General features: G+C 71.9%; 20 protein-coding genes and 1 tRNA gene. 13 read left to right on the top strand and 8 right to left on the bottom strand.

All coding sequences use genetic code 11. The annotated features are described in order from the left end of the window. Window positions 1-71: 71 nt before the first annotated feature. A complete protein-coding gene (polA, locus tag ACVW07_RS01220) occupies window positions 72-2810 on the bottom strand; it encodes a DNA polymerase I (protein WP_456817476.1) in 2739 nt (912 codons plus the stop codon). Between polA and ACVW07_RS01215 the strand changes: the two genes are divergently transcribed. Next, entirely contained in the window at window positions 2809-3222 is a 414-nt protein-coding gene (locus ACVW07_RS01215; RefSeq protein WP_456817475.1) for a PaaI family thioesterase, read from the top strand. The genes polA and ACVW07_RS01215 overlap by 2 nt on opposite strands. Here the strand turns inward: ACVW07_RS01215 and ACVW07_RS01210 are convergent. Next, window positions 3138-3848: an N-acetyltransferase family protein gene (locus ACVW07_RS01210; protein ID WP_456817474.1), complete on the bottom strand. Its 711-nt coding sequence runs from the start codon at window positions 3846-3848 to the stop codon at window positions 3138-3140. The genes ACVW07_RS01215 and ACVW07_RS01210 overlap by 85 nt on opposite strands. Window positions 3849-4182: 334 nt before the next feature. Between ACVW07_RS01210 and ACVW07_RS01205 the strand changes: the two genes are divergently transcribed. From ACVW07_RS01205 to ACVW07_RS01190, 4 genes are read left to right on the top strand one after another with little or no spacing between them, the layout of a single operon-like run. Then, a complete protein-coding gene (locus ACVW07_RS01205; RefSeq protein ID WP_456817473.1) occupies window positions 4183-5592 on the top strand; it encodes a branched-chain amino acid ABC transporter permease in 1410 nt (469 codons plus the stop codon). Between the two features lie 9 nt (window positions 5593-5601). Beyond that, window positions 5602-6588, top strand: coding sequence for a branched-chain amino acid ABC transporter permease (locus ACVW07_RS01200; RefSeq protein ID WP_456817472.1), 987 nt, complete (start codon window positions 5602-5604; stop codon window positions 6586-6588). Continuing rightward, a complete protein-coding gene (locus tag ACVW07_RS01195) occupies window positions 6578-7534 on the top strand; it encodes an ABC transporter ATP-binding protein (RefSeq protein ID WP_456817471.1) in 957 nt (318 codons plus the stop codon). The genes ACVW07_RS01200 and ACVW07_RS01195 overlap by 11 nt, the downstream gene beginning before the upstream one ends. Further along, a complete protein-coding gene (locus ACVW07_RS01190) occupies window positions 7531-8340 on the top strand; it encodes an ABC transporter ATP-binding protein (RefSeq protein WP_456817470.1) in 810 nt (269 codons plus the stop codon). The genes ACVW07_RS01195 and ACVW07_RS01190 overlap by 4 nt, the downstream gene beginning before the upstream one ends. A gap of 3 nt (window positions 8341-8343) precedes the next feature. On the opposite strand, the gene ACVW07_RS01185 is transcribed toward ACVW07_RS01190, so the two are convergent. Next, the gene (locus ACVW07_RS01185) at window positions 8344-8991 is read right to left on the bottom strand and encodes a nucleotidyltransferase family protein (RefSeq protein WP_456817469.1); all 648 of its coding nucleotides are present in this window, start codon (window positions 8989-8991) and stop codon (window positions 8344-8346) included. A 59-nt stretch (window positions 8992-9050) separates the two neighbouring features. Here ACVW07_RS01185 and ACVW07_RS01180 point away from each other — a divergent pair, with 59 nt between their 5' ends. Continuing rightward, window positions 9051-9815: an endonuclease/exonuclease/phosphatase family protein gene (locus ACVW07_RS01180; protein ID WP_456817468.1), complete on the top strand. Its 765-nt coding sequence runs from the start codon at window positions 9051-9053 to the stop codon at window positions 9813-9815. A gap of 86 nt (window positions 9816-9901) precedes the next feature. Here the strand turns inward: ACVW07_RS01180 and ACVW07_RS01175 are convergent, their stop codons facing one another. Next, entirely contained in the window at window positions 9902-11170 is a 1269-nt protein-coding gene (locus ACVW07_RS01175) for an ABC transporter substrate-binding protein (protein ID WP_456817467.1), read from the bottom strand. Window positions 11171-11350: 180 nt separating this feature from the next. Next, a complete protein-coding gene (locus tag ACVW07_RS01170; RefSeq protein ID WP_456817466.1) occupies window positions 11351-12040 on the bottom strand; it encodes an ANTAR domain-containing response regulator in 690 nt (229 codons plus the stop codon). A 120-nt stretch (window positions 12041-12160) separates the two neighbouring features. Here ACVW07_RS01170 and ACVW07_RS01165 point away from each other — a divergent pair. Beyond that, a tRNA-Leu gene (locus ACVW07_RS01165) sits at window positions 12161-12234 on the top strand. A gap of 88 nt (window positions 12235-12322) precedes the next feature. Continuing rightward, window positions 12323-12598 carry a hypothetical protein gene (locus tag ACVW07_RS01160; protein ID WP_456817465.1) on the top strand — a complete coding sequence of 92 codons (276 nt, stop codon included), beginning with the start codon at window positions 12323-12325 and terminating at the stop codon, window positions 12596-12598. Between the two features lie 41 nt (window positions 12599-12639). Here the strand turns inward: ACVW07_RS01160 and ACVW07_RS01155 are convergent, their stop codons facing one another. After that, a complete protein-coding gene (locus ACVW07_RS01155) occupies window positions 12640-13326 on the bottom strand; it encodes a S1 family peptidase (protein ID WP_456817464.1) in 687 nt (228 codons plus the stop codon). Between the two features lie 225 nt (window positions 13327-13551). Here ACVW07_RS01155 and ACVW07_RS01150 point away from each other — a divergent pair, with 225 nt between their 5' ends. The 3 genes from ACVW07_RS01150 to ACVW07_RS01140 all read left to right on the top strand — a co-directional run bounded on the left by ACVW07_RS01150 (window position 13552) and on the right by ACVW07_RS01140 (window position 19190). Next, entirely contained in the window at window positions 13552-15120 is a 1569-nt protein-coding gene (locus ACVW07_RS01150; protein WP_456817463.1) for a cation:proton antiporter, read from the top strand. A 320-nt stretch (window positions 15121-15440) separates the two neighbouring features. Further along, the gene (locus ACVW07_RS01145) at window positions 15441-17447 is read left to right on the top strand and encodes a hypothetical protein (RefSeq protein ID WP_456817462.1); all 2007 of its coding nucleotides are present in this window, start codon (window positions 15441-15443) and stop codon (window positions 17445-17447) included. A 234-nt stretch (window positions 17448-17681) separates the two neighbouring features. Beyond that, the gene (locus ACVW07_RS01140; RefSeq protein ID WP_456817461.1) at window positions 17682-19190 is read left to right on the top strand and encodes a non-reducing end alpha-L-arabinofuranosidase family hydrolase; all 1509 of its coding nucleotides are present in this window, start codon (window positions 17682-17684) and stop codon (window positions 19188-19190) included. A gap of 226 nt (window positions 19191-19416) precedes the next feature. On the opposite strand, the gene ACVW07_RS01135 is transcribed toward ACVW07_RS01140, so the two are convergent. Further along, window positions 19417-20730: an MFS transporter gene (locus ACVW07_RS01135; protein ID WP_456817460.1), complete on the bottom strand. Its 1314-nt coding sequence runs from the start codon at window positions 20728-20730 to the stop codon at window positions 19417-19419. Window positions 20731-21040: 310 nt separating this feature from the next. On the opposite strand from ACVW07_RS01135, the gene ACVW07_RS01130 reads away from it, so the two are divergent. Next, window positions 21041-22366 (top strand): M15 family metallopeptidase, encoded by a 1326-nt coding sequence (locus tag ACVW07_RS01130; RefSeq protein WP_456817459.1) that lies wholly within the window; start codon window positions 21041-21043, stop codon window positions 22364-22366. Window positions 22367-22472: 106 nt separating this feature from the next. Here the strand turns inward: ACVW07_RS01130 and ACVW07_RS01125 are convergent, their stop codons facing one another. After that, window positions 22473-23687 carry an ROK family transcriptional regulator gene (locus tag ACVW07_RS01125; RefSeq protein ID WP_456817458.1) on the bottom strand — a complete coding sequence of 405 codons (1215 nt, stop codon included), beginning with the start codon at window positions 23685-23687 and terminating at the stop codon, window positions 22473-22475. Window positions 23688-23765: 78 nt separating this feature from the next. Here ACVW07_RS01125 and ACVW07_RS01120 point away from each other — a divergent pair, with 78 nt between their 5' ends. Then, a complete protein-coding gene (locus ACVW07_RS01120) occupies window positions 23766-25436 on the top strand; it encodes a glycoside hydrolase family 13 protein (RefSeq protein ID WP_456817457.1) in 1671 nt (556 codons plus the stop codon). Window positions 25437-25555 lie beyond the last annotated feature (119 nt).

Genomic DNA, 25555 nt, shown 5'->3' with positions numbered 1-25555 from the left:
AGTTCGACAAGTCCGACCAGCGACCCGGCCCTCGATCAGGCACCGTCGAGCACTGCCGGTGCCCGCGACGCTCAGTGCCCGGCCTCGTGCCAGCTGGCCCCTACCCCGACAGACACGTCCAGCGGCACGTCGAGCGGCCCGTCGGCGGCCGCGTCGCCCGCCGTGCCCATCTGCTGCCGGACGACCTGCTCCACCTCGTCACGCTCGCCGGCGGCCACCTCGAGCACCAGCTCGTCGTGCACCTGGAGCAGCAGTCGAGAGGCGAGGCCGCGCCGGCTGAGCTCGCGGTCCACACCGAGCATCGACACCTTGATCAGGTCGGCCGCGCTGCCCTGGATCGGCGCGTTGAGGGCCATCCGCTCGGCGGCCTCCCGGCGCTGGCGGTGGTCGCTCGTGAGATCCGGCAAGTATCGGCGGCGACCGAGGATCGTCTGGGTGTAACCGGTCGTCCGGGCCAGGTCGACCACCCCCGTCAGGTAGTCGCGCACCCCGCCGAACCGCGAGAAGTAGTCCGCCATGAGCGCCGACGCCTCGGAGACCTCGATCGACAGCTGCTGGGACAGCCCGTAGGACGACAGCCCGTACGCGAGGCCGTAGGACATGGCCTTGATCTTCGAGCGCATCGCGGACGTCACCTCGTCCGTGGGGACCCCGAACACCCGTGACCCCACATAGCTGTGCAGGTCCTCGCCGGACCGGAACGCCTCGATGAGGCCCTCGTCCCCCGAGAGGTGCGCCATGATCCGCATCTCGATCTGCGAGTAGTCGGCGGTCAGGAGCGTCTCGTACCCCTCACCGACGACGAACGCCCTGCGGATCTGCCGGCCCGCCTCCGTACGGATCGGGATGTTCTGCAGGTTGGGGTCCGCCGACGACAGCCGGCCCGTGGCCGCGATGGTCTGCTGGAACGTGGTGTGGATCCGGCCGTCGGGCGCGATCGAGCGCAGCAGTCCCTCGACCGTCTGCCGCAGCCGGACTGCGTCCCGGTGGGCGAGCAGGTGCTCGAGGAACGGGTGGTGCGTGCGCTCGAACAGGTCCGTGAGCGCGGCGGCGTCCGTGGTGTAGCCGGTCTTGATCCTCTTGGTCTTCGGCATGGCCAGCTGGTCGAACAGCACCTCCTGGAGCTGCTTCGGCGAGCCGAGGTTCACTTCGCGGCCGATCACGGCGAAGGCCTCCGCGGCGGCCTCTTGGACCTGCGCGTCGAACGAGCGCTCCAGCCCCGCGAGATAGCCCGAGTCGATCGCGATGCCGGTGCGCTCCATGCGTCCCAGCACGTCGACGAGCGGAAGCTCGAGGCCCGTGAGCAGATCGGTGGCGCCCCGGTCCGCGAGCTCGCCGCCCAGCACGTCCGACAGGTCGCGCACGGCCGCAGCGCGGACGGCCGCCCTGCGGCCCTCGTCGGTGCCGTCGAGCTCGAGGTCGAACGCGCCCTGGCCGCCGGGCGTCGCGTCGTCGGCACCGAGCTCACGATGCAGGTAACCGATGGCCAGGTCCGCGAGGTCGTACGCGCGCCGGTCGGGCTGGCACAGGTAGGCGGCGAGCTCGGTGTCGAACACGACGCCCGCGATCGGCATCGCGCGTCCGGCGAGCGCGTGCCACGCCTCCTTGGCGGCATGCAGGATCTTCGGCGCTGTCGGGTCAGCGAGCCAGGCGGCCAGGGCGGCCTCGTCGAACGGCATGATCTCCGCGAGGTCGAAGACCGCGGCCTGGCCGGCACCGTCGGCGAGCGCGATGCCCCACGCGTCTCCGCCTGCCGGAGCGCCCGACCCCCGCACGTCGAGGCCGAGCGCCTGGCCGGCGCGCGCGTCGAGCCACGCGCCGAGCTCGCCCGCGGCCATCTCGGCCACGTCCAGGGCCGCCGCGGCGACCGCGACCTGTGCCGCACCGCCCTCGTCCGGGAGCATGGCCCACAGCCGGTCCCGGAGCGTGCGGAACTCGAGCTCGTCGAGGATCGCGTGCAGCTCCTGGCGGTCCCACGGCCGCGCCTCGAGGTCCTCCGGTCCGAGCGGGAGGTCCAGGTCGTGCACGAGCCGGTTGAGCTGTCGGTTCAGCTGCACCTGCTCGACGTTCTCCCGCAGCGCCTCCCCCGCCTTGCCGGCCACCTGGTCGGCATGCGCGAGCACCCCCTCGAGGCCGTCGTACGTCGTGATCCACTTCGCCGCCGTCTTCGGCCCGACGCCCGGGATTCCCGGCAGGTTGTCGCTGGACTCCCCCACGAGCGCCGCGAGGTCGGGGTACCGCTGCGGGGGCACGCCGTACTTGGCCTCGACCGCCGCCGGTGTCATCCGGGCCATCTCGGAGACGCCCCTGACCGGGTAGAGCACCGTCACGGACTCGTTGACGAGCTGGAAGGCATCGCGGTCTCCCGAGCAGATCAGGACCTCCATGCCCTGCGTCCGCGCCTGGTCCGCGAGCGTCGCGAGGATGTCGTCCGCCTCGAAGGACGGCTTCTCGAGCACCGGGATGTGCATGGTCGCGAGCACACGTTGGATCACCGCGACCTGACCGCGGAAGGGCTCCGGCGTCGCGTTCCGGTTGCCCTTGTACGCCTCGTACTGCTCGGTGCGGAAGGTGGTGCGGCCCACGTCGAAGGCGACCGCGACGTGGGTCGGCTCCTCGTCACGCAGCAGGTTGGCGAGCATCGAGACGAAGCCGAACACCGCGTTGGTCGGCTCACCCGTCGAGGTCGCGAACTTGTCCACAGGAAGCGCGAAGAACGCCCGGTAGGCCATGGAGTGGCCGTCGATCAGGAGCAGTCGGGCAGGGGCGGCTGGCTGTGCGTCGCTCACGGGTGCCAACCTATCTGCCATGTCCGACACCCTCGACGCCCTCGCCGCCATGCCGTCCACCGCCGGCACCCTGCTCGAACGGATGGGCATCGAGGTGGTCGAGCTGACCGCCGAACGGGCCGTGGGCACCATGCCGGTCGCCGGGAACACACAGCCGTTCGGGCTCCTGCACGGGGGCGCCTCCGCGGTGCTCGCCGAGACGCTGGGGTCCTACGCGGCGCAGGTCCACGCGGGCCCGGACCGGGCAGCCGTGGGCATCGAGCTGAACGCGACGCACCACCGCTCGGCCCGGTCGGGCTCGGTCACCGGCACCGCGACCGCCCTGCACCTGGGATCGACCCTCGTCAGCTACCAGGTCGTGGTGGACGACGAGGACGGGCGGCGGCTCTGCACCGCACGGCTCACCTGCATGTTGATCGACGCGCGGGGCTGAGCCGACGCGTCCGCCCCCGAGGACTCGTCCTGCCGGCGGCGCCCTTCGCGCACCTGGCGCCTGCGGGCGATGAGGTCCTCGAGCCCGCGCGGTCCCGTCCGGCGCACCGCGGGTGTGAGGGCGGCCGGTCCGACCTCGTGCGTGAGGCGACGCTGCAGGACGGCGGTCGTCACGACACGGTGAGCGGCCGCCGGGGCAAAACCGAGCCTGGCGAGGAACCGCTGCATGCCGCGGGCACCGGGGAGCGGCGACGAGTACAGCTCCGTGGCGCCGTTCTCCTCCGCGACCTCAGCGGCACGGAGCAGCAGGGCGTGCCCGAGACCGCGGCGCCGGGAGCCAGGCAGCACGAAGACGGCTTCGATGTTCAGGCTCGACAGGTCCGTGAACGGGCCGGGCCCGACCAGTCGGGCCAGCAGGAGACCGGCAGGCTGGTCGTCCACCGTGCCGACGAGCACCTCGCCGCCGGGCACCGCGAGGAGCGCACCGAGCTGCGATCGGAGGCGCTCGGAGTCCTCCGTGCAGAGCTGGGAGCCGACGGCCGCCTCGGCGCGCGCGGCGAGGCACAGGCCGACCAGGTCCTCGAGGTCGTCGGGGCGAGCACTGCGGACGTGGACTCGAGGGCGCACGGCGACAAGCCTCCAGACGGGACGAGGGGGATCCGGTCAGGCCTGGCGCCGCCTCTGCCCGTGTGGCGCCACGACGATCATGTCGCAGCGGACACCGGCGTGCCTAGTCCCAATGGCCCAGCATGCCCTGTTTCTTGGACGCTCGACCAGTTCGGGGACCCCCTCACCGCCGACTTCCTGCGCGCCGCTCGCTTTGACGTAATGAACAGGACACAATCCGTGCCTATCGTCCTGCCACCCGGCGGACCCGCACCGGGCTCGACGCTGCCGCCGAACCCGGTGACTACGCTCGACGAACGACGTACGGAGGATCCAGGTGCGAGATGTCGCCACCGTGGACCGTTCCCCCACCACCACGCTCCCGCGCGCGCCGCGGCGCCTGACGGTCGCGAGGGCGGCCCTGGCGCTGCTCGTCGTCTGTCTCGCCGCGCTGCTCGGGGCCGCTCCCGCACACGCCGCGGAGGCCACCTGCGTGGCCGACGTGGCGACCGGGTGCATCAACGGCACCATCCGGACGAGTGAACGCGAACCTGCCTCCGGCGTCAGCCTCGAGGTGGCGGGCGCCGGCACCACCGTCACCGTCGTGACGGACGCCGAGGGCCGCTGGTCGGTCCCGGTCACCGTGACAGGGCCGTACACGGTGAAGGTGGACCCCGGCACCCTGCCCGAAGGCGACGCGCTGCGCGACCCTGCGGCGAACCCGCGGACCGTCAACGCCGAGCTCGGTCAGGCGGTGGGGGCGCTGTTCCCGCTCGTCGCCGCGGACGGCTCCGGCTCGACGCCGAAGCCCGGTGCCACCGGCGCCCCGGTCGGCAACGGGGAGGTCGGTACGCCCACCAACTCGCAGGCGGACACCGGCTTCAGCTGGGACCGGCTCGCGCAGCAGACCGTGAGCGGCCTGATCTTCGGCATCCTGCTCGCGCTCGCGTCCGTCGGCCTGTCCCTGATCTACGGGACCACCGGCCTGAGCAACTTCGCGCACGGCGAGCAGGTGACGCTCGGCGGGATCCTGGCCTACGTCGGGTGCCAGCTGCTCGGTCTCCCGCTCGTCGTGTCCGGCGTCCTCGCGGTCGTGGCCGGTGCCGCGAGCGGCTGGCTGCAGGACTCCGGCATCTGGCACCCGCTGCGGCGGCGCCGCGTCGGGACCACGCAGCAGATGATCGTGACGATCGGCCTGTCGATGGCGCTGCAGTACACCTACCAGTTCTTCTTCGGCGGCGGTTCCCTGCGCATCGTGACGACCAACCCGACGACCCTGACGTTCGGGCCGGTCCGGGTGACCGTGACGTCGCTCGTGTCGGTGGCGATCGCGGCGGTCGTGCTCGGCGGCGTCGCGTACTTCCTGCTCGGGACCCGGGTGGGACGGGCCACGCGTGCCGTGTCGGACAACCCCGCGCTCGCCGCCGCCTCGGGGATCGGCGTCGAGCGGATCATCCGGCTCGTCTGGGTGCTCGGGGCCGCGCTGGCCGCCCTCGGCGGCGTCCTCATGGGCCTGTACCTCAACGCGACCAGCTGGAGCATGGGCGCCGCTCTCCTGCTCCTGATGTTCGCCGCCGTGACGCTCGGCGGGCTCGGCGCGGCGTTCGGTGCTCTCGTCGGCTCGATCGTGATCGGCGTCGTCGTCGAGGTCGCCAACCTCTTCATCCCGAGCGACATGCGCTACGCCGCAGCACTGCTCATCCTCATCGTCGTGCTGCTGGTGCGGCCCCAGGGCATCCTCGGCCGCGCCGAGCGGATCGGTTAAGGAGACGTCATGGACTGGAACAACATCCTGACGAACGTCGCCGGGGAGTTCTTCGCCCCGACGACCGCCGCGTACGCGCTCGCCGCGATCGGCCTCAACATCCACTTCGGGCTCACCGGCCTCATCAACATGGGCCAGGCAGGGTTCATGCTGCTGGGGGCCTACGGGTTCGCGATCTCGACCATCGCGGGCTGGCCGCTGTGGGCGGCGGTGCTGGTGGCCGTCGCGTGCTCGGCGATCTTCGGTCTGATCCTGGGCATCCCCACGCTCAAGCTGCGCGGCGACTACCTCGCGATCGTGACGATCGCCGCGGCCGAGATCGTCCGTCTCATCGGCCGGTCGACCGCCCTCACCGAGCTGACCGGCGCGTCGTCCGGACTGCGTGGCAACGACTACAAGCACACCTTCCAGGACGCCTCGCCGTTCGGGGACGGGAACTTCCAGCTCGGCCCGTTCGACTACTCGATGAGCGCCTCGAACAGCTGGTGGGTCCGGATCGTCGGCTGGACCGCGGTCGGCCTCGCCTGCCTGCTCGTGTGGCTGCTCATCCGGTCACCGTGGGGCCGCGTGCTCAAGGGCATCCGCGAGGACGAGGACGCGGTGCGCTCGCTCGGCAAGAACGTCTACTCGTACAAGATGCAGGCGCTCATCCTCGGCGGGTGCATCGGAGCGCTCGCGGGCATCCTCTACGTCCTGCCGCGCGCGGTGCAGCCCGACTCGATGGGCCGGCCCATGACGTTCTTCGTCTGGACGATCCTGCTGCTCGGTGGGGCGGCGACCGTCTTCGGGCCGGTGCTCGGCTCGGTCATCTTCTGGGCGGCCCTCATGCTCATCAAGTCGGTGATGCGTGCCGGGGTGCCGAACAGCATCATGCGGACCGAGCAGATCGAGCAGTTCGGCTGGATCGTCGTCGGCGTCACCCTGATGCTGCTGATCATCTTCCGGCCGCAAGGCATCCTCGGTGACAAGAAGGAGCTGGCGATCGATGTCCGCTGACCAGCCCACCACCGTCGCCGGCCGCCGGGCCGAGGTCGCGGCGGCCCTCGCCGACGTCGCGCGTGTCCCGGGGGCGGCGAAGCCGGACCCGATTGTCGTCGCCGACCACGTCACGCGGCACTTCGGCGGCATGACGGCCGTCGACGTCGACCACATCGAGGTCCAGCGCGGGGCCATCACGGCGCTCATCGGACCGAACGGCGCCGGCAAGACGACGCTGTTCAACCTCCTCACCGGCTTCGACCGCCCGAGCACGGGCGCGTGGACGTTCGACGGGCGGTCGCTGCACGGCGTCGCCGCGGCACGGGTCGCCCGCTCCGGCATGGTCCGCACGTTCCAGCTGACCAAGGCGCTCAGCCGTATGACCGTCATCGAGAACATGCGCCTCGGCGCACCGGACCAACCTGGCGAACGGCTCGTGACCGCCCTCGTCCCGGCCCTGTGGCGGACGCGCGAGAAGGAGATCACGGCGCAGGCCGAGGAGCTCCTCGCGCGGTTCAAGCTCGACACCAAGCGCGACGACTTCGCCGGCAGCCTGTCGGGCGGCCAGCGCAAGCTGCTGGAGATGGCCCGCGCGCTGATGAGCTCCCCGCGGATGCTCATGCTCGACGAGCCGATGGCCGGTGTGAACCCGGCTCTGACCCAGTCTTTGCTGGGGCACATCGAGTCGCTGCGTGACGAGGGCACCACGGTCCTCTTCGTCGAGCACGACATGCACATGGTCCGGCACATCTCCGACTGGGTCATCGTCATGGCAGAGGGCCGCATCGTCGCCGAAGGGCCACCGGAGTCCGTCATGCAGGACCAGGCCGTGGTCGACGCCTACCTCGGCAAGCACCACGACACGGACCTCGGCGACGACAGCCTGCTGAGCGACGAGGTCACGGAGCAGCTCGAGGCCGAGGTGCGCGCCGAGGAAGACACCCGCACGGAGGAGACCCGATGAGCACCACTGCTGTCGACACCGGCGACGCCGGCAGCGTCCACCGCGGCGCACCCGCGGGGGAACCCCTGCTCGACGCCCGCGAGGTGATCGCCGGCTACATCCCCGGGGTCGACATCCTCAACGGGTGCAACCTGGTGGTCCACCCGGGCGAGCTCGTCGGGATCATCGGGCCCAACGGCGCCGGGAAGTCGACGCTGCTGAAGGCGCTGTTCGGGCTCGTGACGATCCGGTCCGGCACCGTGACGCTCCAGGGCGAGAACATCACGCACCAGCGGGCCGACGCGCTCGTCCGCCGCGGGGTCGGGTTCGTCCCGCAGTCGAACAACGTGTTCCCCTCCCTGAGCATCGAGGAGAACCTGCAGATGGGGCTCTTCCAGGCCCCCAAGAAGTACGACGAGCGGTTCGCGTTCATCGTCGACCTGTTCCCGACGCTCGGTGAGCGCCGCAAGCAGCGCGCGGGTTCGCTCTCCGGCGGCGAGCGGCAGATGGTGGCGATGGCCCGCGCGCTCATGATGGACCCGTCCGTGCTGCTGCTCGACGAGCCGTCGGCGGGCCTGTCCCCCGTGCGGCAGGACGAGACGTTCATCCGGACGCGGAAGATCAACAAGGCCGGCGTGTCCGTCGTCATCGTCGAGCAGAACGCGCGCCGAGCCCTGCAGATCTGTGACCGGGCCTACGTGCTCGACCAGGGCCGCAACGCCTACTCAGGTCCGGGCCGGGAGCTGATGCACGACCCGAAGGTCATCGAGCTGTACCTCGGCACGCTCGCGACCGACGTCGAGGAGGCGCACCGGCCTGCCGAGTGACGCTCAGGTCGACGGCGCCGCACCCGACCCCGGCCCCACCTCGTCAGTCGACGACGCAGGAGCGCGATCCGTGATCCCGAGCTCGTCGGCGAGGAAGAGGAACGCCCGGGCGTATGGGTGCCCGCCGACGTCGCCGCGGACACGATCCCAGTCGACCTGCTCCCTCAGTGCCCGCACGATCGCGAGCAACCGCCCGAAGTCGCAGGCGTGCTCCCCCAGCACCCGCATCTTCGCCGACACGACGTCGGTGGCGCTCAGCACCGGCATCCGCACCGCCAGCACCTCGAGGAGGTCGCTCCGGGCCAGCTGCTCGCGGGTGATCGGCTCACCCACCATCCGGAACAGCACGTCGACGAGCTGACCGTGGTGGAACGCCTTGAACAGCCAGTTCTCGGCCGGCTGCTCGACGACGAGCCCCGCGGCGGCGATGGCCGCCTTGGCCCGCTCCACGTCGTCCTCCGTCACGGCGAAGTCCGCGTCGTGACTCGGTTCGGGTGCCCCGCGCGCCCACGCGGCGTAGCCACCGACGAGGGCGAACGGGATCCCGGCGTCCGTCAGCGCGACCGCCGTCAGCCGCAGGCCGTCGTGCAGCGCCGTGCGGTCGTCGGGTGGGTCGACGAGCGCACCTTGCTTGCTCGTGGGCTGAGTCATGAGACGAGTGTCTACACGCCGACGGGCGAGGGCGCAGGTCGACCGGGAGAATCGCGAGCGTGCGCCTGGCAACGTTCAACATCCTGCACGGTCGGTCGGTGGCCGACGGCCTGGTCCGGCTCGACCGGTTCACGAACGCGGTCGCGGCGCTCGACGCCGACGTGCTCGCCCTGCAGGAGGTGGACCGCGAGCAGCCCCGCTCGCACGGTGCCGACCTCACCAGCCTCGCCGCGGAGGCGATGAACGCCCCCGAGCACCGGTTCGTCGCCACCCTGCACGGCGAGCCCGGCCTGTGGACGGCCGCGACGGGCGACCACCAGCCTGCCCGTGCGAGCTACGGCATCGCGCTTCTGAGTCGCTATCCGGTGCTCGAGTGGCGCGTGCTCCAGCTGCCCACGCTGCGTCGCAGGACGCCCGTGCGCTGGCCCGGGAGCCGATGGCCGGCCCTGGTGCGGGACGAACCGCGCGCGGCGCTCGCCGCCGTCGTGCAGGGCCCTCAGGGAGTGCTGAGCGTCGTCGCGACCCACCTGACGTTCATCCCGGGCTGGAACGGTCGCCAGCTGCGTCATCTGGTCACCCAGGTCCAGCCGTTGACACGACCGCTCGTGCTGCTCGGGGACCTCAACCTCGAGGGTGCGGGATCGACACGCTGGTCGGGCATGCGTCCCCTTGCGACCGCCCGCACCTTCCCGGTCGCGGAGCCGACCCAACAGCTGGACCACGTGCTCGGCGATGGTGCTGTCCGCGCCGCCGGTCCCGCCCGGGCCGTCGACACGGGGCTGTCGGACCACCGCGCGCTCGTCGTCGACGTCGTCCTGCACTGACAGCGCCCGACGCGCCGCCTCGGGCACGACGAAGGGCCGGTGCGGACGGATCGTCCCCACCGGCCCTCCTCGTCACGCGGGCGTCGTTACTTGACCGCGCCCTCGACCGCCTTGACCCAGACGTTCTTGTTGTCGGCACCGTACTTGTAGACGCCGATGAACGCGCTGGACGGGTCGTTGTCGGCGTTGAACGGTCCGACACCGGCCTGGCCGGTGTACTGGATGTCCTTGCCGTCCTGGATGAGCTTCACGCAGTCGGCGAACGACGAGCACTTCTCGCCGCCGTCCGCGCCGGAGACCGCCGCGAGGTTCTTCTGGACGGTCGCGCCGTCCGTGGCCTTCCCCTTCTCGGCGGCCAGGGCCACGAGGATCGTCGCGTCGTACGACTCGGGGCCGTAGGCGAAGTCCTTGAGGTTCGGGTCGACCTCCTTGAGACGAGCCTGGAACTCGTCCGACGGGAACGCACCGGGGATGGTGCCCTGAGCGCCCTCCAGGGTGCCCGGCTGGAAGTCCGCCGAGTAGTCGGCGGTGTTGCCGTCCACCAGGTAGATGTTCGCCGGGGCGACGCCGCCGGCCACGAGACCGGGGATGATCTGCTTGGTCTGCTCGAACGCGAGCACGACGACCGCGTCCGGGCTGGTGGCCAGGAGCGCCGTGATGTCCGAGTCGAAGCTGCTCGCCTTCGGGTCGAACTCCTGTCCCTTCTTGCCGTACGTGATCGTGCCGCCCGCGTCCTCCACCGTCTTCTCGACGACGTCGCGCAGCGACGTGCCGTAGTCGTCGTTGAACACGAGGATGCCGACGTTCTCGTGCCCGTCACCCGTGATGAGGTTGCCCAGCGCCGCACCCTGGACGGTGTCCGGCGGAGCGGTGCGGAAGTAGAACGGCGAGTAGCCCGACAGCTTCGTCGCGGTGTTCGCCGGCGAGATCTGGACGATCTTCGCGTTGGTGATGTCGTCCACGACGTTGAGCGTCACGGACGAGGACGCGGCACCGACGATGGCCGACACCTTCTTCGAGATCAGCTCGGTGACCGACTGGGTCGCGACCTCGGCGTTGTCGGCGTCGGACGAGTCGGTGTGCTCCACCGTGACGTCCTCGCCCAGCACGCCGCCGGCCTCGTTGATGTCCTTGATCGCGAGGTCCACACCCGCGATCTCGGGCGGACCGAGGTACGCGAGGGATCCCGTCTGCGGCAGCAGCGAGCCGATCTTCAGCGGCCCGGACGCGGAGGACGTCGATCCCTCGCTCGCGTTGTCGTCGCTGTCCCCGCCGCTGCTGCTGCAGGCGGCCAGGATCAGGGCGGCAGCGCCGGCCAGCGCGGCTGCTCGAACTGCATGTGTCGAACGAATCATGCGTGGTACCCCTCTGTGAGTACTGCGATCCGCAGATCCATGAGGATCCTGCAGTGTGGCGCGAAGGTACTCATTCTTTGTGTCCGCGACGTGAAACCGCGATGGTTGTTGCAGACTTGTGACAAAGAGCGAGCCTGCGCGAACTGGACACCTGACCGAGGTCGTGACCAGGCGAGACGCCTACGACGCACCGCCGCCGACCTGCTCGATGACCGCGTCCGCCACCTCGCGCATGGTGAGCCGACGGTCCATCGAGGTCTTCTGGATCCAGCGGAACGACTCCGGCTCCGTGAGGCCCATCTTGGTCATGAGCAGGCCCTTGGCACGGTCGACGCGCTTGCGGGTCTCGAAACGCTCCGCCAGGTCTGCGACCTCGGACTCGAGCGCGCTGATCTGCGCGTACCGCGAGATCGCGATCTCCACCGCCGGCAGCAGGTCCGCCGGGCTGAACGGCTTCACGACGTACGCCATCGCGCCTGCGTCCCGGGCCCGCTCCACCAGCTCGGTCTGCGAGAACGCCGTCAGCAGCACGACCGGGGCCAGGTGCGCCTTGCCGATCCGCTCCGCAGCCGAGATGCCGTCGAGCACCGGCATCTTCACGTCCATCACCACGACGTCCGGCTTCAGCTCCGTCGCGAGCGCGACCGCACGTTCGCCGTCGCCCGCCTCTCCGACGACGTCGAAGCCGGCGTCGCGAAGCGTCTCCACGACGTCCATGCGGATCAGCGCCTCGTCCTCGGCCACGACGGCCCGGCGAGCGGGACGTGCCGACGCGTTCCGCGCTGCCGGCTCCTGGGCCGGAGCCGATGCACTCAGGTCGAGGGCCCCTGGGGCCTGCTCGGTGGGCTCGGGCGTCACGTCGTTGGTCACGAGGACAGCGTAGTGGGCGGGTGCGGCCGTACCACGGCTGTTCGACTGTGAGGCAGGTCGCGCCGTCCGCCCGCCCGTCGTTGCCGTACCTGCCGTCGGGATATCCTGCTGACCTGCTCGGCCCCGATAGCCCAACCGGCAGAGGCGTTCGGCTCAAACCCGATCCAGTGTGGGTTCGAATCCCACTCGGGGCACCCGTCCGACCTGCGAATACGTTGCAGCGTGTCGCACACGTGTCGCAGTGATCTGCGCGCTGCGGTCGTGTCGCGCGCACTCCCGTCTGTGTCACCGCTCCCCCGTGCCGTCCGCCGCGTGCACTACGCCCACTATCTGTGGACCGCCGAGCCGGCCGGCATGACGACGCTGTCCCCGATGCGGTTCGCCACCGTCACCGGGCAGACCTACGGCGGGACGGTCGTCACGGTGCCGGTCGCGGTCGTGTCCCGTGCGCCCGCGCCGCCGTTGCCGGCTGCGTGGCTATGCGTGCGGCAGTCGGTCGGACACCTGACTGCCGCGCGGTCCGTATGGATGCCGGCCGATCAGGTGCGCATGCTCTGATCGCTCGCCGACCGTCATGATCCCGCGAGGACGACCGTCGACTATCGCTTCGGAATGCCGACCAGTCGTCCGGCCTGCCCGGCCTGGGTCGCGTACGAGAGGCCGGACGGGTACGCGACGACCGATCCCTCCTCCAACGGTCCAGAGATCGCGCCGGCCACGACTCCAACGAACTTCCAGTCGCCGCCAGCGCCGATGTGCGCTGCCACCGGACCACCCGAGAACCCAGGATTCGCGACGACGTCGAGCAACCACCATTCGCCGTCGCCGAACCGTTCGGCTTGCGTCGCGCCGGCGATGGTGCCGCGTTTGGCGACCGGAAAGAACGTGTCGACGCCACCCCAGGTCAGATCGAACGTCAGGCCGTGCGGGTACCCGAGAATGAGGCACTCCTGCGTGAAGACCATGTCCGCTGCGTTCAGCGGCACCACGCCAGGCAGGTTCACGCGTTCGAGCACCGTGCCATGCAAGGCGAACGCCGCTGCGTCTCCACCTTCGAGCGCAGAACCGACCCTCGTCAGTTCGGCCGTGAACGGACGACCACCGTTCGACCAGGGGTAACGGATCGTCAGGTCGTCGCTCGCCGCGTCGTCGCACAGATGCTTCGCAGTCAGCAGGTAGCGCGACCCGTCGACCTCGACGATGAAGCCGGTCCCTGGCCGTCCGGTCCGTTCGCTTCGGATTTGGACCACGCGCTGCCAGATCTGGCTGGGGACGGTGTCGCTCACGCTCGTGAGCGTTCCACGGTTGCGCGTCGCACCGCCCGGATAGGCATCCGTGTCGCGGCACGACTCACCCGAGCGCGGGTCGGTAGTCACGCCGGTGCGATTCTGGCGGAAGCCGGGTTGGGATCTTGCACCAGCCGCCGCTGGCGAAGAAGCCGGTCGGCGAACGGCACTGGTGGCACGCTAGCGACCGTCACCCCGCACCGCACCCCTCGAAGGAGCCGCCCGGTGTCGACCACCCTGCTTGTCGCCCTGCTCGTCGCAGGCATCATCGTGCTCACGCCGGCGGCCGAGCGGTTGCGCGTCCCGTTCCCGGTGCTGCTGACGCTGTTCGGCCTTGCGGTCCCGTTCATCCCGGCCGTGCCCTACGTCACCGTCGAACCGGAGGTCATCCTCCCGCTGGTCCTGCCGCCCCTGCTGTTCGCGGCGACGCAGCGCGCCACGGCCCGCGAGTTCCGCGACAACGCCCGCCCGATCCTCCTCCTGGCCGTCGGGCTGACGCTCGCCAGCGCAGCCGCGGTGGCGGTCCTCGCCCATGGCACGGGGTTCGCCTGGGGCACCGCCGCCGTGCTGGGGGCGGTCGTCGCACCACCTGACCCGGTGGCGGCCACCGCGGTCGCACGACGACTGCGCCTGCCCGGGCGACTGGTCACGGTGCTCGAGGGCGAAGGCATGTTCAACGACGCCACCGCCCTCGTGCTCTACAACGTGGCCGTGGCCGCCGTCGTCGTAGGCGGCGTCACGGCTGGCGATCTCGGCCTCAGCCTGGTGCTCGCCGTCGCCGTCGGTGTCGGGCTGGGACTCGCTGCGGCCGTGCTGACCCGGGTCGCGCTGGCGGGGCTGCACGCCGCCGCGGCCGAGACCACGCTGACCGTCGCCGTCCCCTTCGCGGTGTACCTCACCGCTGAGGAGCTTCACGGTTCGGGCGTGCTGGCCGTGCTGACCCTCGGGCTGTACCTGCGCACCTACGGTCACCGGTCGCTGACGTCCGAGGGCTGGCTCCTGGGCCGTGCCGTGTGGCGGTATGCCGACTACCTGATCACGAGCCTGGTCTTCGTGTTCATCGGGTTCGAGCTGACGGAGATCCTGCGCACCAGCCCCGACCGCACCTCGGCACTCGCCCTCGCAGGCTGGACGTGCGTGACGGTCGTGGTCGTCCGCTTCGCCTGGGTCCTCGGGTCGAGCGCCCTCTTCGCACGACGGCGGCGCGCCGTCGCGGTCCCGCTCGGGACGCGCGAGGCCGTGGTCACCTCCTGGGCCGGCATGCGCGGGGTGGTGACCGTGGCGACGGCGCTCGCACTGCCCTCGGCGATCAGGTCCGGCGCACCCTTCCCCGAGCGCGACACCGTGGTCGTCGTCGCGCTCGTCACCGTGCTGGTGACGCTCGTCCTGCAAGGGCTCACGCTCGCGCCCCTCGTGCGGCTGCTCCATGTGGGGTCGACCGGAGACGAGCGCCGAGAACGACGCACCGTGCGGCGCGACGCGATGTCAGCGGCACTCGAGGCCCTGGACGGCCGACTGGCGGAAGGCCGACCTGAGCGCGTGCGCCTCGCCGTGCGGCTCCAGTACGAGGGATTCCTGGCGGCACAGGATGCGCTGAGCACCGCGCGGCACGGCGCGGCGCAGGACGAGGACGACACCGGCGACGACGCCGCCGTGGGTGCTCTGCTGCGCGAGGCGAACGACGTCGAGCGGGACTATCTCCTGGCGGCGCGCAGCCGAGGCGCGGTGAGCCCGGAGGTGGCGGACGACCTGCTCGACGAGGTCGAAGGACGCGCCCTGCGCCAGCGAGAGTAGCGCTCATCACCCCTCCGGACCGGGCTGACGGCGCCGGGCAGGTCGCCCGTCCGGGGCCGAGCCCGAGCTGTCCAAGGAGCCGCGAGCTTCCGTCAGCCACACGGTCCGGCGGCCGACGCTGTAGCACTGGGCTGCTGCGACTGATGCGTCGCGCCGGCAACGGCGAGCGAACGATCTATCAGCTGCTGCTCTTGTGGACGGTCTCGGACAGGCACCTGCGCGAGGGTGGCCGGTGATGCGGTGAGCTCGCGCGTCCCGGACGCTGGAGGGCAGTGCACTACCGGAGGGTGAGCGCCCACCAGGCACAGACGGAGGCCCCGATGGTCCGACGGAACCGCGCTCGTGAGGCCCGTGCCGCCATGGCGCCGACGGTGTCCGCGACCGGGCACGCCGCGACCACCGTCCCGACGACGCGCCGCGAGATCTCGAGCGAGGAGGAGGCCAGGGCGCTCGCCGCGTTTCTCCTGACACCGGGCCGCCGGTGGCCCGTGGCGGTCGTCACGATCGCCAGCGGCGCCCTGGAACCCTTTGCGGACGTCGACGCGCTCGTCCAGGACCTGCGCGGACTCGTCGAGGTCGTGGTCATGCCGACCTCGGACGTGTCCTGGGCGTTCTCGTCCCAGATGCCCAGCCTCACGCAGGTGTACGGCGGCGCCTCGCGCGTGTACCCGGTGGACCACGGCTGGGTGAGCACGCCCCGTCGGGCACCGCTGCGCTTCGCCTACGCGGCGGCGGAGCGGGACCGCGTGACGGAGGACCTCGTGGCCGACGGGATGGCGGCGGCCGTCGCCGCCGGCCTGTACGAGCAGCGCTCGCCGAGCCTGCGTCCCGTGGTCGGCGGCGAGGTGGTCGGCGTGCTGGGCAGCCGGGCCATCGTGCAGCTCGACCACGGCGGCATGGCCACGTTGTGGGAGGAGCTGTCCGGGTTCGACGTCCCGCTGGATCGGCTCGTCCGACGCGGCCAGCGGGTCCAGGGGCAGGTGGACCCCGAGACCCGGCGCCTCGACCTTCGGGCCGGGTCGGGGCGGTTGGACGGCGCCGCGGCGGGCGTGCCGTCGTCGTACGTCGCGGGCGCGACCGTGCTGGCGGAGGTCGTCGCGGTCCGGGAGGAGCTCCTGACCGTCAGGGTGGTCGTCGGGGCGGACGTGGATGTCCCGAGGTCTGCGGTCACGACGAACGGCCTGGACCGGCTCGACGAGCTCTTCACGCCGGGCGACGTCGTGGTCGCGCGCATGGCGTCGTCGCCACCAATGATCGCGCTGTCGCTCCTCGACGTGGACGACGAGGACGCACCCGTGCTCGCACCGGCGCTGCTCGACGGCGGTCCGGCGTGGCTGGTGCCTCCGCCGGCTCCCGAGGTGGTGCGCCAGACCGGGCTCCTCGACGGGCTCCCCGACGTGCTCCCCGCGGCCGTCGCGCCCGTTCGCGCGACCGGCTCGGATCACGCGGCCGCCGTGGATCCTCTGGAGCACGACGTCGCGATGGATCCTGTGGAGCACGACGTCGCCGCGGGTGCTGCGGATCTCGAGCCGCCGGCGGGCGATGCTGGCGTGCCGCGTCGACCGACACCGCTCGATCTGCGTGCCGGACCTCCGGTCCGCCCGTCCGCGCCGGCGCCGGAAGCAGCCGTACCCGCTCCGCGCGAGGGCACCGCCGTCCGCGACCTCGGGCTCGCGCTCGCCACCGAGCGCGCACGCGTCGCCGAGCTGACCCGCGGCCTCGACACCGTGCGGGGAGCGGCCCGAGAGCTGGCGAGACTTCGGCAGTACGCGGCCTCCCTCGAGGCCGAGCTCGACGCGAGCGAGCGCAACCAGACGGCCTTCCGCGACAAGTACCGCCATGCGGACGCACGGCGGCAGTGGCTGGAAGCCGAGCTCAAGGCGGCGAGCCGTGGGTCCGGACGGGACGACGACACCCGCGGCTGGTTCACCGACCCCGAGCTGGACCTGCGCTACGCCGTGACCGCAGCCTGGGCTCGACGCGTGCCCGCCGGCGAGAAGGCACGGTGGCCGTTGGGTCCGTGGCAGGTCGGCCCGCGGCTCGTCGACTCGCTGACCACCCTCGGGCCGGTCGCGTGGAGCAAGCTCGCCGAGGTGGTGGCGGACGTCGTCGTCGGTGATCCCGCTCGTCTGGCAGCCCGTGAGAACCACGAGCTCCGGGAGCGCGAGAGCGGCAGCGCGCCCGCCGTCACCCGAGCCGACGGGGCGGTCTGTTATCGCGTGGCTCTGCAGCGCAACACACCGTCCGCTCGCCGGCTGCACTACTGGCGACGTGGCGACCTGGTCGAGCTCTCCCGTGTCGTCCTCCACGACGACACGGCGCCGTAGCAGCAGCCACGACGGTGCCTCCGACGGCCCCGAGCGTGACCCGATCGTGCCGATGAACCGTTTCGGTCGTGGTGGGCCCGTCCGGCACTGGCAGTATGTCGGCCGACGAATGTTAGCGCTCACAACGAGCATCCCTCGCAGAGTCGGCGCACCGCTCACCGCTGAGGCACCCCTCGGCACGGCGGCGCGCCTGGCAACACATCCCTGTCTTCCCTCGATGGAAAGGAGCCGACGATGACGTCCTCCCCCGCAGGTGGGCCCGGCCGCCGGGTGACCGGCCTGATCGCGGCGGTCGCCGCCGCACTGGTGGGCGTGGCCGTGGCGCTGGTGCCGGCCACCCCGGCCGCAGCAGCCACCGTGGACACCACCGCCTGGTACGTGCTGGTCAACCGCAACAGCGGCAAGGCGCTCGACGTGTACAACCTCGCCACGAACGACGGCGCACGCATCACGCAGTGGTCCCGCAACGACGGCAACCAGCAGCAGTGGCAGTTCGTCGACTCAGGCAGCGGCTACTACCGGCTCAGGTCGCGGCTGTCGGGCAAGGTCCTCGACGTGTCCAACCGGTCCACCGCCGACGGCGCGGCCATCATCCAGTGGGCCGACAACAACTCCACCAACCAGCAGTTCAGCATGCAGGACATCGACGGCTACACCCAGCTGATCAGCCGCAACAGCGGCAAGGCGGTCGAGGTGCAGGGTGCCTCCACCGCTGACGGCGGCAACATCGTCCAGTACGCCGACTGGAACGGCTCGAACCAGCAGTGGCAGCTGGTCCGGGTCGGCGGGGGCTCCACCTCGACCCCGACCCCGACCCCCACCACGACGGGCGGCTCGTGCTCGTTGCCGTCGTCCTACCGGTGGTCCTCGACCGGCGCGCTGGCGACGCCGCGGTCCGGCTGGGCGTCGTTGAAGGACTTCACCACCGCGGAGTACAACGGCAAGCACCTGGTGTACGCCACCACCCACGACCAGGGCTCGACATGGGGCTCGATGAACTTCGGCCTGGTCTCGAGCTGGTCCGACCTGAGCTCGGCGTCGCAGAACGGGATGTCGTCGGCGACCGTGGCTCCCTCGCTCTTCTACTTCGCGCCGAAGAACATCTGGGTGCTCACCTACCAGTGGGGCGGCAGCGCGTTCTCCTACCGGACGTCCAGCGACCCGACGAACGCCAACGGCTGGTCGGCGCCCCAGACCCTGTTCTCGGGCAGCATCTCCGGGTCCGGCACGGGCCCGATCGACCAGACGATCATCGGTGACGGCACGAACATGTACCTGTTCTTCGCCGGCGACAACGGCAAGATCTATCGGGCCAGCATGCCGATCGGGAACTTCCCGGGCAGCTTCGGCTCCTCGTACACGACCGTCATGAGCGACTCGTCGAACAACCTGTTCGAGGCGCCGCAGGTCTACAAGGTCAAGGGCCAGAACCAGTACCTGATGATCGTCGAGGCGATCGGCTCCAACGGCCGTTACTTCCGCTCCTTCACGGCCAGCAGCCTGTCCGGGTCGTGGACCCCGCAGGCGGCCAGCGAGTCCAACCCGTTCGCGGGGAAGGCCAACAGCGGTGCGACCTGGACCAACGACATCAGCCACGGCGAGCTCATCCGTGCCAGCAACGACCAGACCATGACGATCGACCCCTGCAACCTGCAGCTGCTCTACCAGGGCCGGTCGCCGAGCTCCGGCGGTGACTACGGCCTGCTGCCCTACCGACCCGGCCTGCTCACCCTCCAGCGGTAGGCCCGGGACGGGTCCGCGCCCGGAGTCACTGACGGGAGCGGATCGGTGCACCGCCGCGACGGGGTGGGCCAGACAGGGCGGGCTCGGCACTGCCGAGCCCGCCCTGTTCCGTGGTCGCAGCTCGGCCCTCAGCGGCTCCTCCTCGGGCGCCGGACCGCTGCACCGCCGCACGTGCGCTGCTCGGGCAGGGCAGGGCGGGTCGGGCGCGGCCAGGGCGCCGTCCGGGTCACGCCGGAGCGAGCGCGCGCACCGACAGCGACGCACGGACCGCGCGGGCTGCGTCCCGGGGTCCTCCGGTGAGCACGCAGGCAGCGACGACGACGGCCGCCAGGGCCGTCGCGCCCCCCACGCCGAGGGCAGCACGGGGGCCGAGGGTGTCCGTGAGCCAGCCCACGAACGGCGCGCCGACCATCGACGCGACGGACGAGACGACGCCCTGGACCGCGAGGACCCGGCCACGCAGCGGTCCGGGCGCGAGGAGCTGCACGGTCGTCGACACCGCCGTGTCGTACACCACGCAGCACGCAGCCACCGCCAGCATCGCACCGGCGAACGCCCAGGCCACGGGGGCGGCACCGGAACACGCCTGGACGACCGCGGCGGCGCCGGCAGAGCCCAGCAGCACCGGCATCCGCAGGTGACGCAGTCGTGCGGCGACCGCAGCGCCCACGAGCGCGCCGACGGAGAAGCAGGTGAAGAGGCGTCCGTACAGGCTCGGGCCACCGTGGAAGGTCGCCTCGGCCGTCGCCGCCATGGTGACCTGGAAGTGACGACCCACCGCACCGGTGACCACGCCGGTCGCCAGGACGACGACGAGCTGCTTGCTCGCCAGCACGTGCCGGATCCCGTCCCGCACCCGGCCCGACCCGGGCTCTGCCCGCTCCATCGGATGGAGCTGGTCCCTCCGCAGGCGCAGGATCATCAGAGCGACGGCCACGAACGACGCCGCGTCGATCGCGAACACCGCCCACGCACCAGGGCCGGCGAGCACGACCGACCCGGCACCCAGACCGAGCACCCAGCCGGTCGAGTGGGTCACCGACCCCAGGGCGATACCGTTCGAGAGGTTCTCCCGGCCGAGCACCTGAGCGAGGAGCCTCCCGAAGCACGGGCCGTCGAGCACCCCCACCACGCCCGTGAGCGCCGCGAACCCGTACAGGTGCCAGAGCCGCGCGTCGCCCGTCCAGGTCAGGACCGCGAGGACCGCGGCGAGCACCGCGAACGCACCCTGCGTCAACGGCAGCACCCGACGCGCCTCGAGCCGGTCCGCCAGCGCCCCGCCCGCCAGACCGAGGGCGAGCGCCGGACCCTGCTTGACGGCGACGATCGCGCCCAGCGCAGCGGCAGAGCCGGTCATGTCGAAGACGAGCCAGCCCAGAGCGGCGGTCGACATCCACGACCCGACGTTCGACACCAGGTCGGCCAGCGCCCAGCGGCGGTAGTTGGGCAGAGCCAGCGACCGCAGCGCGACGGGACGACCGATGGTGCGGCGGAGGTTGCGGGCGGGAGGCGGCGGTGGGGTGACGAGGTCGGCGGACACGAGTCAGCCATCGGCGCTCGACGCCCGGTCCTGACGCGGACGAGGCGATGGCTACGTCACACCCGGCGTCGCGCGCTGCCGTCGGCGACCCCGCCCACCGGTCGCCCTGGAACGGCCCACGAAAGGTGCGGAGCAGTCGGGCATTCCGACCGCCGCGCTGCTCCGATGCGGTGACGTCGCACCCGTGTGACGTGCACTTCGTTCAGGACGGGCCGGTGTGCACCGATCAGACCCGTGAACCTCCTGCACCGATTCACGACCCGACGCGCCACTGTCGCGGTGGGCCACCGACCTGGAGAGCCTGCTTCCGATGCGACCGGCGACCCGCGGCATGCATGCCGCCCCACGGCGCCTCCGCATGCCGTCGGCCCGCCGCCACACCGGTCAGCACGCCGCGCGAGGCAGCCTGGACGGTCTGGCCCTCGGCCCGTGGACGCTCAGCCTGGCGGGCATGGCCTCCAGCCGTGCCCTCGTCGCGGCGGTGGTGCTGGCATCGACGACCGCAGGGCTGGTCACCGGCCAGCTCGTCGGTGGGCGCTCCCACGCCGCCTCGGTGGAGGCCGCGCGTCATGCTGTCGTCGTCGAGCAGGCCCTGGTCGCGTCCGACGACGACCGCACCCTGAGCCGGCTGTCGGAGGCGGCCCGACGCCAGGAGTCCGGCCGGATCGTCGCCGCGCACCGGCAGGCCGTCGTCGACACCACCGGCAGGGCGCAGCGAGTGGTGGTCGCTGCCTCGACGCTGGCGACGAGCACGCCGACGCTGCCGCCGCCGGCCGAGCCGCACCTGCCCGTCGACCAGCCGATCGAGCCGGCGCCGGCCGCCGCCCTGCCTGTCGAGCCCCAGCTGCCCGCCGAGCTGCCCGCGGACCTTGCCGGGCTCGGCGAGTCGCTCTCCCGGCTGCAGGACGCCCTGGCCTCCCAGGACGCGACCACCGCCCAGGCACTGGTCGGTGACATGGAACAGCTGGTCCTCACCGTCGCGCAGGTGCACGCGACCGACGCGGAGGCGCAGACGGCTGCCGACCTGGCGGTCGTGCCGGACGACGAGCACGCCGCCGTGGTCGGCGACATGGTCGCCCAGGTCCGTCTCGCAGCAGCGAGCGTCGACGTCGTGGGTGCGGCGCGCGCCGCGGTCTCCGCCGGCGACGCCGCCGCGGCGGTGGCGCGTGCGGCCGGCGAGGAGCGTGCCCGGCTCGCCGCTCGTGTCTCCGCGTCGCCGAACGGTGTGGACGACGGCGCATGGGGCCGCCACGCCAACGGGCGCATCCCCGCAGAGGCTCTGGCGCACACCGACTTCGATGGTGGAGTCCTGCTGCGCACCGACGCCGCTCGCGCGCTGGAACGCCTCGACGTCGCGTTCCGGGCGAAGTTCGGTCGGGACATCGCCGTCTCGGACTCCTACCGGACGCTGGCGGGGCAGCACGCGACCTGGGACCAGCGGCCCACGCTGGCTGCGACGCCGGGCACCTCGAACCACGGGTGGGGCCTCGCGGTGGACCTCGCGGGCGGCATCGGCGACGCCGGCTCGGCACAGCACCGCTGGATGGACGCCCACGCCGGAGAGTACGGGTGGGTGAACCCGACCTGGGCGCAGGCGTCGAGGTTCGAGCCGTGGCACTGGGAGTACGTCGGCTGACGGCGCCCGCGTGCAGCTGCGCCGGTCCAGCGGCGCTCCCGCCGTGGTGGGGGCGTCGGCCGTCTGGTCGCCGACGGCGCGGTGCGTGCGGCCGGGGCGATCTCGGTCAGCGGAGCTCCGAGGGCACGAGCTCCAAGGCGTGCGCACGCACGTGGTCCAGCGCCCGCTTGACCGCGCCGACCGTCACGATGTCGCGCCCCAGCCCCGACGGGAGCACCTCGATCCCCGGTGCGTCGACGTACCGGTCGAGCTCGCGGCGGACCAGCTCGAGCAGGGGCTCGCAGGACTCGGCGACGGCACCGGCGATGATGACGCGTTCCGGGTCGTAGATGCTGGCGAAGGTCGCCACGACGCGGGTCAGCAGCGCAGCGGCGTGCTCCATCACGCTGACCGCGAGCGGGTCCTCGTCGACGGCGGCCGCGAACACGCTCGCCGCATCGAGGGTGGCGGGCTCCAGGTCCTGCAGCGACGAGCCGTCCGCGCTGCCGAGGCGGTCCAGCTGGGCTCGTGCGTCGTCGCGGACGAGCGCCGCGATCCCGGTGGCGGAGCCGACGCCCTCGACGAAGTCGAGGTAGCGCATCTCCCCCACGCCGCCGTGGGCCCCCCGCAGGAGGCGGCCGTCGTCGACCACACCCGCACCGAACCGCTCACCAGCGAGCAGCGTCACGTGGCAGCGCGCTCCCCTGCCGTGCCCACGCCAGTCCTCCGCGACGGCCGCGAGGTTCGCGTCGTTGTCGGCGAGGGCCGTCCACCCGTGCCGGCGGTGCAGGTGGGCGGCGATGTCGGGGTTCATGAGCTCCCAGAAGGGGTTGCCCTGAAAGGAGGTGCGACCGTCCCGGTCGACCGGGGCCGGCACGCCGACGCCTACCGCCAGCACGCTGCGGGACGACGCGCCGGCGTCGGCGAGCGCCGCGAGCGCAGCGTTCTCGATGAGGCCGAGCCGGCGGTCGGCGGCGCCGTCGTCCGGCCCGACGGCGAGCACCGTGCGGGCGAGGAGCCCGCCGCGCAGGTCCGTGACGCTGGCGCTGACCCGGTGCTGGCCGGCGTCGACGCCGACGACGACACCGGCGCGCAGGTCGAACGCATACCGGCGTGCGGGCCGCCCTCTGCCGTGGTCGCCCCCGACGCGCAGGCTCTCGAGCTCGGTGACCCAGCCCTGCTCGATGAGCTGGTCGCACACGTCGTGCACGGTCGCGCGCGACAGTCCCGTGGCCTCGATCAGGGCCGAGCCGGTCACCTCGTCGGCGTCCCAGACGTGGTCGAGCACGAGCCGCGCGCTGACGTCGCGCAGGTGCCGTGACGTCACGGGGATCGCAGCCACCTCTTGACCTCCTCGGTCGACGGCGCCACTCTAGTGCCGAGACCTAAATTTAGGCCCTACATCAAACCGGAGGAACGCGTGACGGCTCTGTCGGCGGTCGGTGACACGTCTGCAGCCCTGCCCAGGCAGGACGCGACCTGGTGGCGGCAGGCTGTCGTCTACCAGATCTACCCGCGCAGCTTCGCGGACTCGAACGGCGACGGCGTCGGAGACCTGCCCGGCATCACGGGCAAGGTCGGCTACCTGCGCGAGCTGGGCGTCGACGCCGTGTGGCTCAGCCCCTTCTACCCGTCGGCGCTGGCCGACGGCGGCTACGACGTCGACGACTACCGCGACGTCGACCCGCGCATCGGCACGCTGGAGCAGTTCGACGAGCTCCGCGCCGCCCTGCACGCGGCGGGTATCCGGCTCATCGTCGACATCGTCCCGAACCACACCTCCGACCGGCACGTGTGGTTCCAGGAAGCGCTCGCCTCCCCGCCCGGGTCCCGGGCGCGCGAGCGGTACATCTTCCGGCCCGGCCTCGGCGAGCACGGGGAGCGCCCGCCCAGCGACTGGACGTCGACGTTCGGTGGCCCGGCGTGGGAGCCCGTGGGCGACGGCCAGTGGTACCTGCACCTGTTCGCCCCGGAGCAGCCCGACCTCAACTGGTCCGACGACGAGGTGCGGCAGGAGTTCCTCACGACGCTGAGGTTCTGGGCCGACCGGGGCGTGGACGGCTTCCGGATCGACGTCGCGCACGCGCTGGCCAAGGACCTCACCGAGCCGCTCCCCAGCCAGGCGGACCTCAAGGCCGACATCTGGGGCGGTGCCCACCCGCTCGAGGACCGCGACGAGGTGCACGACATCTACCGCGAGTGGCGTCGCCTCTTCGACGAGTACGACCCGCCGCGCACCGCGGTCGCCGAGGCGTGGGTCCCCGCGCACCGGCGCTCCCGGTACGCCTCCCCCGACGGGCTCGGGCAGGCCTTCAACTTCGACCTCCTCGAGGCGGGTTGGGACGCGACGACGTTCGCGTCGATCATCGACAAGAACCTCGAGCTCGCACGCGAGTCCGGGGCGTCGTCGACGTGGGTCCTGTCCAACCACGACGTGGTGCGGCACGCCACCCGGTACGCCCTGCCGGAGGGCACCGACCTCGACGCGTGGCTCGCCCGCGACGGCTCGCAGCCCCGCCCGGACGAGGAGCGCGGCCGGCGCCGGGCCCGTGCCGCAACCTTGCTCACGCTCGCCCTGCCCGGCTCCGCCTACCTGTACCAGGGCGAGGAGCTGGGCCTGCCCGAGGTGGCCGACCTGCCCGCGGAGGCGCTCCAGGACCCGACGTTCCTGCGCTCCGGCGGCACGCAGAAGGGCCGCGACGGCTGCCGGGTGCCGCTGCCGTGGGCCCCCCAGGGTCCGACGCTCGGCTTCGGCGACCGGCTCGCGCACCTGCCCGTGCCCGCCGGGTTCCGCCGCTTCGCGGTCGAGAGCCAGGAGACCGACGAGGGCTCCACGCTCAGCCTCTACCGGCGCGCGCTCGCCGAACGGCGGCGCCTGCAGACCGGCGAGACACTCGAGTGGGTCACGCCCGTCCCGGCGACCGTGGTCGCGTTCACCCGCCCCGGTGGCTGGACGTCGGTCACGAACTTCGGCACCTCGCCGGTGCCGATGCCGGCCGGGCACGTGATCGTCTCGAGCTCCCCGCTCGACGGCCGAGAGGTCCCCGCGGAGACGACCGTGTGGCTGCAGCAGGACGGCACGCACGACTGACACGACGACTGACGAGGCACGAAGGAGTGCCCCGCACCCGAGCGACGGTCGAGCAACCCTGCCGTCGGACCACCACCGGACGGGAGACGACGCTGTGCCCAGAACCTGGATCTCACGAC

The sequence above is a fragment of the Cellulomonas sp. URHB0016 genome (genome assembly GCF_054057935.1).
The sequence above is the reverse complement of the archived record's forward strand: the minus strand, read 5'-3'. Positions and strand labels throughout refer to the sequence as shown.